The 14,631-nt window shown below is 61.5% G+C and carries 17 protein-coding genes; 1 reads left to right on the top strand and 16 read right to left on the bottom strand.

All coding sequences use genetic code 11. The features are described from left to right. Positions 1–114: 114 nt before the first annotated feature. Entirely contained in the window at positions 115–615 is a 501-nt protein-coding gene (gene ssb, locus ACSVIK_RS22150; protein WP_442446319.1) for a single-stranded DNA-binding protein, read from the bottom strand. A 9-nt stretch (positions 616–624) separates the two neighbouring features. Continuing rightward, entirely contained in the window at positions 625–2,019 is a 1,395-nt protein-coding gene (locus ACSVIK_RS22145) for an MFS transporter (protein ID WP_442446318.1), read from the bottom strand. Between the two features lie 213 nt (positions 2,020–2,232). On the opposite strand from ACSVIK_RS22145, the gene uvrA reads away from it, so the two are divergent. Further along, positions 2,233–5,091, top strand: a complete 2,859-nt coding sequence (gene uvrA / locus ACSVIK_RS22140) for an excinuclease ABC subunit UvrA (RefSeq protein ID WP_442446317.1) — start codon at positions 2,233–2,235, stop codon at positions 5,089–5,091. Between the two features lie 76 nt (positions 5,092–5,167). On the opposite strand, the gene bfr is transcribed toward uvrA, so the two are convergent. The 14 genes from bfr to rplF all read right to left on the bottom strand — a co-directional run bounded on the left by bfr (position 5,168) and on the right by rplF (position 14,630). Then, on the bottom strand, positions 5,168–5,632 hold the full coding sequence (gene bfr / locus ACSVIK_RS22135) for a bacterioferritin (RefSeq protein ID WP_268181183.1): 465 nt from the start codon (positions 5,630–5,632) through the stop codon (positions 5,168–5,170). Between the two features lie 131 nt (positions 5,633–5,763). Then, positions 5,764–7,914, bottom strand: a complete 2,151-nt coding sequence (gene katG, locus ACSVIK_RS22130; protein ID WP_442446316.1) for a catalase/peroxidase HPI — start codon at positions 7,912–7,914, stop codon at positions 5,764–5,766. A gap of 223 nt (positions 7,915–8,137) precedes the next feature. After that, positions 8,138–8,524 carry a 50S ribosomal protein L17 gene (rplQ, locus tag ACSVIK_RS22125; protein WP_037055738.1) on the bottom strand — a complete coding sequence of 129 codons (387 nt, stop codon included), beginning with the start codon at positions 8,522–8,524 and terminating at the stop codon, positions 8,138–8,140. 44 nt (positions 8,525–8,568) lie between these two features. Next, positions 8,569–9,570, bottom strand: coding sequence for a DNA-directed RNA polymerase subunit alpha (locus ACSVIK_RS22120; RefSeq protein ID WP_442446315.1), 1,002 nt, complete (start codon positions 9,568–9,570; stop codon positions 8,569–8,571). Between the two features lie 22 nt (positions 9,571–9,592). After that, positions 9,593–10,213: a 30S ribosomal protein S4 gene (rpsD, locus tag ACSVIK_RS22115; RefSeq protein ID WP_442446314.1), complete on the bottom strand. Its 621-nt coding sequence runs from the start codon at positions 10,211–10,213 to the stop codon at positions 9,593–9,595. Between the two features lie 17 nt (positions 10,214–10,230). Next, positions 10,231–10,620 (bottom strand): 30S ribosomal protein S11, encoded by a 390-nt coding sequence (gene rpsK, locus ACSVIK_RS22110; RefSeq protein WP_003243933.1) that lies wholly within the window; start codon positions 10,618–10,620, stop codon positions 10,231–10,233. A gap of 30 nt (positions 10,621–10,650) precedes the next feature. Then, complete coding sequence (gene rpsM / locus ACSVIK_RS22105) at positions 10,651–11,007, bottom strand: 30S ribosomal protein S13 (protein WP_003463275.1); 357 nt, start codon at positions 11,005–11,007, stop codon at positions 10,651–10,653. A 133-nt stretch (positions 11,008–11,140) separates the two neighbouring features. Then, complete coding sequence (rpmJ, locus tag ACSVIK_RS22100; RefSeq protein WP_002555468.1) at positions 11,141–11,257, bottom strand: 50S ribosomal protein L36; 117 nt, start codon at positions 11,255–11,257, stop codon at positions 11,141–11,143. A gap of 28 nt (positions 11,258–11,285) precedes the next feature. Further along, entirely contained in the window at positions 11,286–12,614 is a 1,329-nt protein-coding gene (secY, locus tag ACSVIK_RS22095; RefSeq protein WP_268181174.1) for a preprotein translocase subunit SecY, read from the bottom strand. Next, complete coding sequence (gene rplO / locus ACSVIK_RS22090; RefSeq protein ID WP_017675610.1) at positions 12,615–13,046, bottom strand: 50S ribosomal protein L15; 432 nt, start codon at positions 13,044–13,046, stop codon at positions 12,615–12,617. Between the two features lie 2 nt (positions 13,047–13,048). Beyond that, the gene (rpmD, locus tag ACSVIK_RS22085; protein ID WP_159973761.1) at positions 13,049–13,228 is read right to left on the bottom strand and encodes a 50S ribosomal protein L30; all 180 of its coding nucleotides are present in this window, start codon (positions 13,226–13,228) and stop codon (positions 13,049–13,051) included. 2 nt (positions 13,229–13,230) lie between these two features. Then, a complete protein-coding gene (gene rpsE, locus ACSVIK_RS22080) occupies positions 13,231–13,731 on the bottom strand; it encodes a 30S ribosomal protein S5 (protein ID WP_268181171.1) in 501 nt (166 codons plus the stop codon). 3 nt (positions 13,732–13,734) lie between these two features. Continuing rightward, positions 13,735–14,085, bottom strand: a complete 351-nt coding sequence (gene rplR, locus ACSVIK_RS22075) for a 50S ribosomal protein L18 (protein ID WP_268181169.1) — start codon at positions 14,083–14,085, stop codon at positions 13,735–13,737. Between the two features lie 11 nt (positions 14,086–14,096). Beyond that, entirely contained in the window at positions 14,097–14,630 is a 534-nt protein-coding gene (gene rplF / locus ACSVIK_RS22070; RefSeq protein ID WP_021444325.1) for a 50S ribosomal protein L6, read from the bottom strand. Between the last annotated feature and the right edge of the window lies 1 nt (position 14,631).

Here is a 14,631-nt window from a genome sequence, read left to right as displayed (position 1 = left end):
TCCGATACCAGAAGCCTGGCATCGGATTTTCGTGGAAGCCCCGCGGGGGCTCAAATGCTTAAGTGAACAGCATTACGAGACTGGCTCGGGGTTTCCTATCGGTTCGATAGCGCCTCAGAACGGAATATCGTCGTCAAAGCTGTCGTAATCCGGAGCCGGCTGCTGGGGTTGCTGCGGCGCCGGGCGCTCCTGGCGCGGAGCCGACTGTTGCGGCTCACGCTGCGGTGCCGGGCGCGATTGACGCGGGGCACCGCCCTCGTCACCACTGGGACGGCCACCGAGCAATTGCATCTGACCGTTGATGTCCACCACGATCTCGGTGGTGTAACGATCCTGACCATCCTGCCCCTGCCACTTGCGGGTACGCAGGCTACCTTCGACATACACCTGCGAGCCCTTGCGCAGGTACTCGCCGGCGATTTCCGCCAGGCGCCCGAAGAACACCACGCGGTGCCACTCGGTACGCTCCTGCTGCTGGCCGGTCTGCTTGTCCTTCCAGCTCTCGGAGGTGGCCAGGGTGATGTTGGTCACGGCGTTGCCGTTGGGCATGTAGCGAGTTTCCGGGTCGCCACCGACGTTACCCACCAGAATGACTTTGTTAACCCCACGGGCCATAACGTTCTCCTAGGCTTGGCACGCCGCCGGCGCAGAGGAAATCATGCGCTCCAACGACGTGCGATCCACTTGTTGGGTGTCCACTTTGATATAGATGGCCGCTTCATCGACCACCACCACGGCGTCCGCCACTCCCGGCGTCGCCTTGAGGCGTTCGACCAGTCCGGCATCGGCCAGTGCCGCAGCATCGAGCGGCAGACGCAGGCTGGTGACATACGGCGGTTCGCGCATAGTAACAGCAATGGCCAGCCAAATCGCACAGAGCAGGGCGCAACCACCGAACACGCCGACCAAACCCACATGCTGGTAAAGCCAGCCACCGAGAATGCCGCCCAGGGCCGCGCCGAGGAACTGGCTGGTGGAGTACACCCCCATCGCCGTGCCCTTGCCACCGGCTGGCGCCACCTTGCTCACCAGCGAGGGCAGCGAGGCCTCCAGCAGGTTGAACGCGGTGAAGAACACCACGATGCCCACCACCAGCATCCGCAGGCTGTGGCCGAGCACGGCGAAATACAGCTCGCAGGCCAGCAGCACCGTCACCGCACCGAGCAGCACGCGCTTCATCTGGCGCTTCTTCTCGCCATAGATGATGAACGGCACCATGCCGAAGAAGCCGACCAGCAGCGCGGTGAGGTATACCCACCAGTGCTGCTCCTTGGGCAGGCCGCCCTGCTCCACCAGCGCCAGTGGCAGCGCCACGAAGCTGGCCATGAGCACGGCGTGCAGGGCCAGGATGGCGAAGTCCAGGCGCAGCAGGTCGGCGTGCTTCAGGGTCGGCCAGAGGGCCTGGGCCGCCACGCCGGACTCGCGATGCTGCAACGGCCCGGCACTTTTCGGCACGATGCCGGCGACGATGAGGATGCCCAGCAGCGCCATGCCGGCCGTGACCCAGAACAGCCCGGCCAGACCGAAGGCGCGGGTCAGCAGCGGGCCGACCACCATGGCCACGGCGAACGACAGGCCGATGCTCATGCCGATCATGGCCATGGCCTTGGTGCGATGCTGTTCGCGGGTCAGATCCGACAACAGCGCCATCACCGCTGCCGAGATGGCCCCAGCGCCCTGCAATACCCGCCCGGCGATCACGCCCCAGATCGAGTCGGCATTGGCCGCCAGCACGCTACCGGCAACGAAGATCAGCAGGCCGGCATAAATTACCGGCCGTCGGCCGATGCGATCGCTGATGATGCCGAAGGGAATCTGCAGCACGGCCTGGGTCAAACCGTAGGCACCGATGGCCAGGCCGATCAGTGCGGGAGTGCTTCCGGCCAGATCCATGCCGTAAGTAGCCAGCACTGGCAGCACCATGAACATGCCCAGCATGCGGAAGGCGAACACCAGGGCCAAGCCGCCGGCAGCGCGAGTCTCGCTGCCACTCATGCGGTCGCTATGGGAATCGTGCATGAAAAATGCCCCATGAAAAACAGCCGGGGATTCTAGCAGCCCTCACAGCGCCGATACAGGCACTCACTTTGCCGCAGGGTGCCGCCTGCCCCTATACTCGACCGTTTTCCGCTCGCCAAAGGTGGCCAGCACCAGGCCACTCGTCAGCGCGGATGAAGGTGCATGCCACCGGCGCGCTGACGGCAACGCAGACAGCTTTTTAGAGGTTTTCCAGTGGACAAGATCCTGATTCGTGGCGCCCGCACCCATAACCTCAAGAACATCGACCTGACCCTGCCACGCGACAAGCTGATCGTGATTACCGGCCTGTCCGGTTCCGGCAAGTCGTCGCTGGCCTTCGACACCCTCTACGCCGAGGGCCAGCGCCGTTACGTCGAGTCGCTGTCGGCCTATGCCCGGCAGTTTCTGTCGATGATGGAAAAGCCCGACGTCGACACCATCGAAGGCCTGTCCCCGGCCATTTCCATCGAGCAGAAGTCCACCTCGCACAACCCGCGTTCAACCGTCGGCACCATCACCGAGATCTACGACTACCTGCGCCTGCTCTATGCCCGCGTCGGCACGCCACGCTGCCCGGATCACGACGTACCGCTGGAGGCGCAGACTGTCAGCCAGATGGTCGATCAGGTGCTGGCCCTGCCGGAAGGGCGCAAGCTGATGCTGCTGGCGCCGGTGGTGCGCGAGCGCAAGGGCGAGCACCTGTCGGTATTCGAGGAGCTGCGCGCGCAGGGCTTCGTCCGCGCCCGGATCGACGGCAAGCTGCATGAGCTGGACGAGCTGCCCAAGCTGGACAAGCAGAAGAAGCATTCCATCGATGTGGTGGTCGACCGCTTCAAGGTGCGCGAAGACCTGCAGCAGCGTCTGGCCGAATCCTTCGAGACCGCCCTCGGCCTGGCCGACGGCATCGCCCTGATCGCCCCGATGGACGATGAAGAAGGCGAAGAGATCATCTTCTCCGCGCGCTTCGCCTGCCCGCATTGCGGCCACTCGATCAGCGAGCTGGAACCCAAGCTGTTCTCCTTCAACAACCCGGCTGGCGCCTGCCCCACTTGCGACGGCCTGGGGGTGAAACAGTTCTTCGACGCCAAGCGTCTGGTCAATGGCGAACTGACCCTGGCCGAGGGCGCCATTCGCGGCTGGGACAGGCGCAACGTCTATTACTTCCAGATGCTCGGCTCGCTGGCCAGCCACTATGGCTTCAGCCTGGAAGAGCCCTTCGACGAACTGGCTGCCGAGCACCAGAAGGTCATCCTGTTCGGCAGCGGCACGCAGAGCGTGGACTTCAAGTACCTCAACGACCGCGGCGATATCGTCAAACGCTCGCACCCCTTCGAGGGCATCATCCCCAACCTCGAACGCCGCTATCGCGAGACCGAGTCGAACAGCGTGCGCGAGGAACTGGCCAAGTTCCTCAGCACCCAGCCCTGCCCCGACTGCCGTGGCACGCGCCTGCGCCGCGAGGCGCGGCATGTCTGGGTCGGCGAGAAGACCCTGCCGGCCGTCACCGGCCTGCCGGTAGGCGATGCCTGCGAATACTTCGGTGATCTGCATCTGAGCGGTCGCCGCGGCGAGATCGCCGAGAAGATCCTCAAGGAAATCCGCGAGCGTTTGCAGTTTCTGGTCAACGTCGGCCTCGACTACCTGACCCTCGACCGTAGCGCCGACACTCTTTCCGGCGGCGAGGCCCAGCGTATCCGCCTGGCCAGCCAGATCGGTGCCGGCCTGGTGGGCGTCATGTACATCCTCGACGAGCCGTCCATCGGCCTGCACCAGCGCGACAACGAACGCCTGCTGGCCACCCTCACCCACCTGCGCAACCTGGGCAACACGGTGATAGTGGTGGAGCACGACGAAGATGCCATCCGTCTGGCCGACTACGTGGTGGACATCGGCCCCGGCGCTGGCGTGCATGGCGGACAGATCGTCTCCCAGGGCACCCCTGAGCAGGTGATGGCCGACCCGCAATCGCTGACCGGCAGCTACCTGTCCGGGCGCAAGAAGATCCTCTACCCGGCCACCCGCACCCCGCGTGACAAGAAAAAGCTGCTCAAGCTCAAGGGCGCACGCGGCAACAACCTGCGCAAGGTCGACCTGGAAATTCCGGTCGGTCTGCTCACCTGCGTCACCGGCGTGTCCGGCTCGGGCAAGTCGACGCTGATCAACAACACCCTGTTCCCCATCACCGCCACTGCGCTGAATGGCGCCACCAGCCTGGAAGCAGCACCGCACGACTCGTTCGACGGCCTGCAACACCTGGACAAGGTGGTGGACATCGACCAGAGCCCGATCGGCCGCACACCGCGCTCCAACCCGGCCACCTACACCGGCCTGTTCACGCCGATCCGTGAACTGTTCGCCGGCGTGCCGGAGTCGCGCTCGCGCGGCTACGGGCCGGGGCGCTTCAGCTTCAACGTCAAGGGCGGGCGCTGCGAGGCGTGCCAGGGCGACGGCGTGATCAAGGTGGAGATGCACTTCCTGCCGGACATCTACGTGCCCTGCGACGTGTGCAAGGGTAAGCGCTACAACCGTGAAACCCTGGAAGTGAAGTACAAGGGCAAGAGCATCACCGAGGTGCTGGACATGACCATCGAGGACGCCCGCGCCTTCTTCGACGCCGTGCCGGCCATCGCCCGCAAGCTGCAGACGCTGATGGACGTGGGCCTGTCCTACATCAAGCTGGGGCAGAGCGCGACCACCCTGTCCGGCGGCGAGGCGCAGCGGGTCAAGCTCAGTCGTGAGCTGAGCAAGCGCGACACCGGCAAGACCCTGTACATCCTCGACGAGCCGACCACCGGCCTGCACTTCGCCGACATCCAACAGTTGCTCGACGTGCTCCATCGCCTGCGCGACCACGGCAACACCGTGGTGGTGATCGAGCACAACCTGGACGTGATCAAGACCGCCGACTGGCTGGTGGATCTCGGCCCCGAGGGCGGCTCCAAGGGCGGCATGATCATCGCCACCGGCACCCCGGAAGAGGTCGCGGCCAACCCGGCCTCGCACACCGGACACTTCCTCAAGCCGTTGCTGGAAAGAGATAGCGACAAGCGGCAAGCCTCAAGCGGCAAGTAAGAGCAAAAACAAAAAGCCAGAGCATCAGCTCTGGCTTTTTCTTGCAGCTTGCAGCTTGCAGCTTGCGGCTTGCAGCTCACATCTGACTTTGCAGGTACTTCTCCAGCCCCAGCTTGTCGATCAGTTGCAGTTGGATCTCCAGCCAGTAGGCGTGGTCTTCCTCGGTGTCCTTGAGCTGGGCCAGGAGGATGTCGCGGGTCTGGTAGTCCTGATGTTTTTCGCACAGTTCGATGCCCTTGCTCAGGGCCGCGCGCACTTCGTACTCCAGGGCCAGATCCAGTTTCAGCGCCTCGGGCACGGTCTGACCGAACTTGAAGGGGCTCGGCACCATGTCCGGCACGCCTTCGAGAAAGAGAATCCGCTTGAGCAGCGCATCGGCGTGCTGGGTTTCCTCTTCCATCTCGTGGTTGATGCGCTCGTAGAGCTTGTCAAAGCCCCAGTCCTCGTACAGCCGCGAGTGGATGAAGTACTGGTCGCGCGCGGCCAGCTCACCCTTGAGCAGGTGCTTGAGGTAGTCGATGACTTCGATATGGCCTTTCATGCCGGCAATCCTTGTTGCATTCGAGTGGGCAATGCTCCGCTTGACGGCCCTTGCGGTCAAGCAAAAGCACAACGCCTCCACGAGGGAGGCGCTGCGTTGCAGTGACGCACCAACGGCGTCGTTCAGGCGACTCAGGCCAGATCGAAACGATCCAGGTTCATCACCTTGCACCAGGCGGCGACGAAGTCCTTGATCAGCTTCTCCTTGCCGTCGGCACTGGCGTACACCTCGGCATAGGCGCGCAGGATCGAGTTGGAGCCGAACACCAGATCGTTGCGGGTCGCCGTGTATTTCACCGCGCCGGTCTTGCGATCACGCCCCTCGAACACTTCGTTGCTGCTGTCCACGGCCTTCCATTCGGTGGCCATGTCCAGCAGGTTGACGAAGAAATCGTTGCTCAGCACACCAGCCTTGTCAGTGAAAACGCCGTGCTGGCTACCGTCATGGTTGGCACCCAGCACACGCAGGCCACCGACCAGGGCGGTCAGCTCCGGCGCGGTCAGGGTCAGCATCTGTGCCTTGTCCACCAGCATGGTCTCGGTGGGCACGCCCAGGTTGCCCTTGCTGTAGTTGCGGAAGCCATCGGCGGCCGGCTCCAGCACGTCGAAGGACTCGACATCGGTCTGATCCTGACGCGCATCGACACGGCCCGCAGCGAACGGTACATCCACTGCCACACCTGCAGCCTTGGCCGCCAACTCGACACCGACGTTACCAGCCAGGACGATGACGTCGGCCAACGAAGCCTTGCCGGATGCCTGCTGGATCTCCATCAGTTTCGGCAGCACCTGAATTGCCCGCTGGTTGACCGCCCAATCCTTCTGCGGCGCCAGGGCCAGACGCGCACCATTGGCGCCGCCACGCTTGTCGCCACCACGGAAGGTGGACGCCGAAGCCCAGGCCACGGAGACCAGGTCGCCTACCGACAGCCCGGATGCCGCGATCTTCGCCTTCAGCTCGGCGATATCGGCAGCGCTCGGGTTGTGCGTGGCCGCCGGCAGCGGGTCTTGCCAGATCAGATCCTCTTTCGGCACTTCCGGGCCGAGGTAACGCGCTTTCGGCCCCATGTCACGGTGGGTCAGCTTGTACCAGGCACGGGCGAAGGCATCGGCGAAGGCCTGCGGATCATCATGGAAGCGCTTGGAGATCTTGCCGAACTCCGGGTCGAAACGCAGGGTCAGGTCGGTGGTGAGCATGGTCGGCTTGTGGAACTTGCCCGGCACATGGGCGTCCGGAATGATCTCCGGCGCGTCCTTGGCCACCCACTGCTTGGCACCGGCGGGGGACTTGGTCAGCTCCCACTCAAAACCGAACAGGTTCTCGAAGAAGTTGTTGCTCCACTGCGCAGGCGTCTTCGTCCAGGTCACTTCCAGACCGCTGGACACGGTGTCCTTGCCGGAGCCACTGCCGAAGTTGCTGGTCCAGCCCAGCCCTTGCGCCTCGATGGGCGCACCTTCCGGCTCAGGCCCCTTGTGCGATTCAGGAGCTGCACCATGGCATTTACCGAAGGTATGGCCACCGGCGATCAGCGCGACGATCTCCTCGTCGTTCATGGCCATGCGGTAGAAGGTGGCGCGAATGTCCTTGGCCGCCTCCATGTAATCGCCGCTGGCATTGGGACCTTCCGGGTTCACGTAGATCAGGCCCATGTGCGTGGCACCGAAGGGCGCGGCGAGTTCACGCTTTTCATCCACACGCTTGGGATCGACACCCAGCCAGGCCTCTTCAGCCCCCCAGTTGACGTCCTGATCCGGTTCCCAGACATCCTCACGACCACCAGCGAAGCCGAAGGTACGGAAGCCCATGGTTTCCAGCGCGACGTTACCCGCGAGGATGTACAGGTCGGCCCAGGAAATGGATTGGCCATATTTCTGCTTGATCGGCCACAGCAGGCGACGCGACTTGTCGATGTTGACGTTGTCCGGCCAGGAGTTCAGCGGCGCGAAGCGCTGCTGACCACGGCCACCACCACCGCGGCCATCGGTGGTGCGATAGGTACCAGCAGAGTGCCAGGCCATACGGATGAACTGCGGGCCATAGTGACCGAAGTCGGCCGGCCACCAGTCCTGGCTATCGGTCATCAGTTTGACCAGATCGGCCTTGAGCGCTTGGTAATCGAGCTTCTTGAAGGCTTCGGCGTAATTGAAGGCTTCACCCAGCGGGTTGGATCGGTCGGAGTGCTGGTTGAGCAGATCCACGCGCAGTTGGTTGGGCCACCAGTCCTTGTTGCTGGTGCCGCCGCCGGCGACGTGATTGAACGGACATTTACCTTGGTTCGACATGCTTCTCTCCTTCTCCTCATCGGGTCAGCCCTTGGCCTGCAGCCGACTTTGGAACAAGCGTAGCCGCGCTTTGATGAGAGAACCAATATATGAACTTCAACAAGCCGATAGTTTTTATCTTTATTTGTTTCAGGAACCCAAGAGCCATGGCGAGCATCGAAGCGCCAAGCCCCTGAAACGAAAAAACCGGGCACTAGGCCCGGTTCTTTCTACAACGTAACGCTTACTCGGCAGCTTCTACCGAACCAGCGACCGGACGGTCGACCAGCTCGACATAAGCCATCGGGGCGTTGTCGCCAGCGCGGAAACCGCACTTGAGGATGCGCAGGTAGCCGCCGTTACGGGTGGCGTAGCGCTTGCCCAGATCGTTGAACAGCTTGCCGACGATGGCTTTCGAGCGAGTACGGTCGAAGGCCAGACGACGGTTGGCAACGCTGTCTTCCTTGGCCAGGGTGATCAGCGGCTCGGCAACGCGACGCAGTTCCTTGGCTTTCGGCAGGGTAGTTTTGATCAGCTCGTGCTCGAACAGCGAGACCGCCATGTTCTGGAACATGGCCTTGCGGTGAGCGCTGGTGCGGCTGAGGTGACGGCCACTTTTACGATGACGCATGGTTCAATTCCTTACCAAACTTGTTCGTTCGGTGATGATGACGATCAGGCAGTCGCCTTGTCGTCTTTCTTCAGACTTGCCGGCGGCCAGTTATCGAGGCGCATACCGAGGGACAGACCACGAGAAGCCAGAACATCCTTGATTTCGGTCAGGGACTTCTTGCCCAGGTTCGGAGTTTTCAACAGTTCTACTTCGGTACGCTGGATCAGGTCACCGATGTAGTAGATGTTCTCCGCCTTGAGGCAGTTGGCCGAACGCACGGTCAGTTCCAGATCGTCGACGGGGCGCAGCAGGATCGGATCGATCTCGTCTTCCTGCTCGACCACCACCGGCTCGCTGTCACCCTTGAGGTCGACGAACGCGGCCAACTGCTGCTGCAGAATGGTCGCGGCACGACGAATAGCCTCTTCAGGGTCGAGGGTGCCGTTGGTTTCCAGATCGAGAACCAGCTTGTCCAGGTTGGTACGCTGCTCGACACGGGCGTTTTCCACCACGTAGGCAACACGGCGAACGGGGCTGAACGAAGCGTCGAGCTGCAAGCGACCAATGCTGCGGCTTTCGTCTTCGTCGCTCTGACGCGCATCGGCCGGCTCGTAACCGCGGCCACGGGCCACGGTGAGCTTCATGTTCAGCGCGCCGTTGTCGGCCAGGTTGGCGATGACGTGGTCGCCGTTGACGATTTCGACATCGTGATCCAGCTGAATATCGGCAGCGGTAACGACGCCCGGGCCCTTCTTGGACAGAGTCAGGGTCACTTCGTCACGGCCGTGCAGCTTGATGGCCAGACCTTTCAGGTTCAGGAGGATCTCGATGACATCTTCCTGTACACCTTCGATCGCGGAGTACTCATGGAGTACGCCGTCGATCTCGGCCTCGACCACTGCACAGCCAGGCATGGAGGACAACAGGATGCGACGCAGCGCGTTGCCCAGGGTATGGCCAAAGCCACGCTCGAGAGGCTCGAGGGTGATCTTGGCGCGGGTCGGACTGACCTCCTGCGCATCGATGTGGCGGGGGGTCAGGAACTCATTTACCGAAATCTGCATGGATGCACCTATTTTCTAGCCCTTACTTGGAGTAGAGCTCGACAATCAGGCTCTCGTTGATGTCAGCGGACAGATCGCTACGAGCCGGGACGTTCTTGAACACACCCGACTTCTTCTCGGCGTCTACTTCTACCCACTCAACGCGGCCGCGCTGGGCGCAGAGCTCGAGAGCCTGAGCGATGCGCAGCTGGTTGCGCGACTTCTCGCGAACAGCAACGACGTCGCCAGCCTTAACCTGGTAGGACGGTACGTTTACGGTCTTACCGTTGACGCTGATCGCTTTGTGCGAAACCAGCTGACGGGATTCGGCACGAGTGGCGCCATAGCCCATACGGTAAACCACGTTATCCAGACGGCACTCCAGCAGTTGCAGCAGGTTTTCGCCGGTGGCGCCCTTCTGGCTGGCAGCTTGCTTGTAGTAGCCACTGAACTGACGCTCCAGCACGCCGTAGATACGACGGACTTTCTGCTTCTCACGCAGCTGGGTGCCGTAGTCGGATTGACGACCGCGACGCTGACCGTGGATGCCGGGAGCGGATTCGATGTTGCACTTGGATTCCAGCGCGCGAACACCGCTCTTCAGGAAGAGATCGGTGCCTTCACGGCGAGACAGTTTGCACTTGGGACCAATGTAACGAGCCATTTCTCACTGTCTCCTGTTTACACGCGACGCTTCTTCGGCGGACGGCACCCGTTGTGCGGGATAGGCGTCACGTCGGTGATGCTGGCGATTTTGTAGCCGCAGGCGTTCAGAGCACGCACAGCGGATTCGCGACCCGGACCTGGGCCCTTGACGTTCACGTCGAGGTTCTTCAGGCCATACTCCAGAGCGGCTTGACCGGCACGCTCGGCGGCGATCTGGGCAGCGAACGGAGTGGACTTACGCGAGCCGCGGAAACCCGAACCACCAGAGGTAGCCCAGGACAGGGCGTTACCCTGACGGTCGGTAATGGTCACGATGGTGTTATTGAAAGACGCGTGGATGTGGGCGATGCCATCGACCACCGTCTTTTTGACTTTCTTACGAGTACGAGCAGCAGGTTTTGCCATGACTAAATTCCTGTCGATTCGCGAATGCGATTACTTGCGGATCGGCTTACGCGGGCCCTTACGGGTGCGAGCGTTGGTCTTGGTGCGCTGACCGCGAACCGGCAGACCTTTACGATGACGCAGGCCACGGTAGCAGCCCAGATCCATCAAGCGCTTGATCTTCATATTCACTTCACGACGCAGGTCGCCTTCGGTATTCACCTTGGCTACTTCGCCACGCAGTTGCTCGATCTGCTCGTCAGTCAGATCCTTGATTTTCGCAGCCGGATTTACGCCGGTAGCGGCACAGATTTTCTGTGCAGTGGTGCGACCAACACCAAAGATGTAGGTCAGCGAGATAACAGTGTGCTTGTTATCCGGAATGTTAACGCCTGCAATACGGGCCATTCAGTGGAACTCCAATTGACAGCTACCTACGCCCCGGAAGCCAAGAAATAGGGCGCGAGATATTAACGCTGTAAAAACAAATAATCAACCCGGCAGCGCACTAGCTGCCGGGCTTATCACGCGTGGTTCACACTCAGCCTTGGCGCTGCTTGTGACGCGGCTCTGCGCTGCAGATCACCCGCACGACACCTTCGCGACGGATAATTTTGCAGTTACGGCACAGCTTTTTCACCGATGCACGAACTTTCATTACCAACTCCTCGAACCTTACGGGTGGATCAGCGGAGCATGCCGCTGCCATAGCCCTTCAGGTTGGCTTTCTTCATCAGGGAATCGTACTGGTGAGACACGAGGTGAGATTGCACTTGGGACATGAAGTCCATGACAACCACGACCACGATCAGCAACGAGGTCCCGCCAAGGTAGAACGGAACGTTGGCCGCCACCACCAGGAACTGGGGCAGCAGGCACACGGCCGTCATGTACAGAGCACCGAACATGGTCAAACGGGTCAGAACGCCATCGATATAGCGTGCCGACTGCTCGCCCGGACGGATACCCGGAATAAAGGCACCGGACTTCTTCAGGTTTTCCGCTACGTCTTTCGGGTTGAACATCAGCGCCGTGTAGAAGAAGCAGAAGAAAATGATCCCTGCACTAAACAGCAAGATGTTCAACGGCTGACCGGGAGCGATCGCCTGCGCAATGTCCTGCAGCCAGCCCAGACCTTCGGACTGACCGAACCAGGAACCCAGCGAGGCCGGGAACAGCAGAAGGCTGCTGGCGAAGATGGCAGGAATGACGCCGGCCATGTTCACCTTCAACGGCAGGTGGCTGGTCTGCGCAGCGAAGACCTTGCGGCCCTGCTGACGCTTGGCGTAGTGCACCGCGATGCGACGCTGACCACGCTCGATGAACACCACGAAACCGATGATCGCCACTGCCAGCAGAGCGATGGCAACCAGAGCGAAGATGTTGATGTCGCCCTGACGCGCAGACTCGAAAGACTGCCCGATCGCCCTCGGCAGACCGGCCACGATGCCAGCAAAGATCAGCATCGAGATACCGTTGCCGACACCGCGTTCGGTGATCTGCTCGCCCAGCCACATCATGAACATCGCGCCCGCCACGAAAGTGGTGACCGCCACGAAGTGGAAACCGAAACCGACCGAGAACGCGACGCCCTGACTGGCCAGACCCACGGACATGCCGGTGGCCTGCACCAATGCCAGGACGAGAGTGCCGTAGCGGGTGTACTGGCTGATCTTGCGACGGCCAGCTTCACCTTCCTTCTTCAACTGCTCCAGCTGCGGGCTGACGGCGGTCATCAGCTGCATGATGATCGAAGCCGAGATGTACGGCATGATCCCCAGTGCAAAGATGCTCATCCGTTCCAGCGCGCCGCCGGAAAACATGTTGAACAAGCTAAGAATGGTCCCCTCATTCTGGCGGAACAAGTCCGCCAGGCGGTCCGGGTTGATGCCGGGCACCGGGATGTGCGCGCCTATCCGATAGACGATGATCGCCAGGAACAGAAAACGCAGACGAGCCCAGAGTTCGGACAACCCGCCACCTGCCAACGCAGAGAGAGCACCTTGCTTAGCCATTTAGTCCTCGAACTTACCGCCAGCTGCTTCGATAGCCGCACGCGCACCTTTGGTGGCAGCGATACCTTTCAGGGTGACCGCACGGGTAACCTCACCGGACAGCATGACTTTCACACGCTGTACGTGATGGCCAACCAGATTGGCATCCTTCAGAGCCTGCAGAGTTACGACGCCTTCTACCTTGTTCAGCTCGGAGGTACGCACTTCAGCGCGATCCATAGCCTTCAGGGAAACGAAGCCGAACTTCGGCAGACGGCGGTGCAACGGCTGTTGACCACCCTCGAAGCCCGGAGCGATGGAACCACCGGAGCGGGAGGTCTGACCCTTGTGGCCACGGCCACCGGTCTTGCCCAGACCGCTACCGATACCACGGCCCGGACGGTGCTTTTCGCGACGGGCACCCGGCGCGGAACGCAGATCGTTCAGTTGCATGATTAACCCTCCACCTTCAGCAGGTAGTAAGCCTTGTTGATCATGCCGCGGTTTTCAGGAGTGTCCTGAACTTCGACGGTGTGACCAATGCGACGCAGGCCCAGGCCCTTGACGCAAGCTTTGTGATTGGCCAGACGGCCATTGGTGCTCTTGATCAGAGTCACTTTGACGGTGTTAGCCATGGTTAGAGAATCTCCTCGACGCTCTTGCCACGCTTGGCCGCAACGGACGCAGGGGACTGCATGGCCTTCAGACCTTCGAAAGTGGCATGCACCACGTTCACCGGGTTGGTGGAGCCGTAGCACTTGGCCAGAACGTTCTGCACACCAGCCACTTCCAGCACGGCACGCATGGCGCCGCCGGCGATGATGCCGGTACCTTCGGATGCCGGCTGCATGTACACCTTGGAGGCGCCATGAGCGGACTTGACCGGGTACTGCAGGGTGGTGCCGTTCAGATCCACCTGGATCATGTTGCGACGCGCAGCTTCCATCGCCTTCTGGATGGCAGCCGGTACTTCACGGGACTTGCCACGGCCGAAACCGACGCGACCCTTGCCATCACCTACCACGGTCAGCGCGGTGAAGGTGAAGATACGGCCGCCTTTAACGGTCTTGGCAACGCGGTTCACCTGAACCAGCTTCTCGATGTAGCCTTCGTCGCGCTTTTGGTCGTTATTTGCCATAACTTAGAACTCCAGCCCGCCTTCACGAGCAGCATCGGCCAGCGCCTTGACGCGACCGTGGTACTTGAAGCCAGAACGGTCGAATGCAACCTGGGTCACACCAGCGGCTTTCGCACGCTCGGCTACCAGCTGACCAACTTTCTTGGCGGCGTCGACGTTGCCAGTGGCGCCGTCGCGCAGTGCTTTGTCCAAAGTCGAGGCACTGGCCAGGACCTTGCTGCCGTCGGCCGAGATGACCTGGGCATAGATGTGCTGCGAGGAGCGGTACACGCACAGACGCACGGCTTCGAGCTCGTGCATTTTCAGGCGTGCTTTGCGAGCGCGACGCAGACGAGTAACTTTTTTCTCGTTCATATCTCAGCCCCTTACTTCTTCTTGGCTTCTTTACGACGGACGACTTCATCCGCGTAACGAACACCCTTGCCCTTGTACGGCTCAGGACGACGGAAATCACGGATTTCCGCAGCTACCTGACCCACCAGCTGCTTGTCGATACCCTTGATCAGGATCTCGGTCTGGTTCGGGGTTTCGGCCACGACGCCTGCCGGCAGTTCGTAGTCGATCGGGTGTGAGAAGCCCAGCGCGAGGTTCAGCACCTGGCCTTTGGCCTGAGCTTTGTAGCCCACACCGACCAGTTGCAGCTTACGCTCGAAGCCTTGGCTGACACCGATGACCATGTTGTTGACCAGGGCACGAGTAGTACCGGCCATGGCGCGGTTCTGCTGATCGCCATTGCGAGCGGCGAAACGCAGCTCGGAGCCTTCCTGGATCACTTCCACGGACGAGTGAACGTTCAGTTCCAGAGCGCCCTTGGCACCCTTGACCGAAAGCTGCTGACCGGCGAGTTTGACCTCGACACCGGCAGGCAGCACGACGGGGTTCTTAGCAACGCGAGACATG

The organism is Pseudomonas sp. NCHU5216 (assembly GCF_052156495.1).
In the GTDB taxonomy this organism is placed as follows: domain Bacteria; phylum Pseudomonadota; class Gammaproteobacteria; order Pseudomonadales; family Pseudomonadaceae; genus Aquipseudomonas.
The sequence above is the reverse complement of the archived record's forward strand: the minus strand, read 5'-3'. Positions and strand labels throughout refer to the sequence as shown.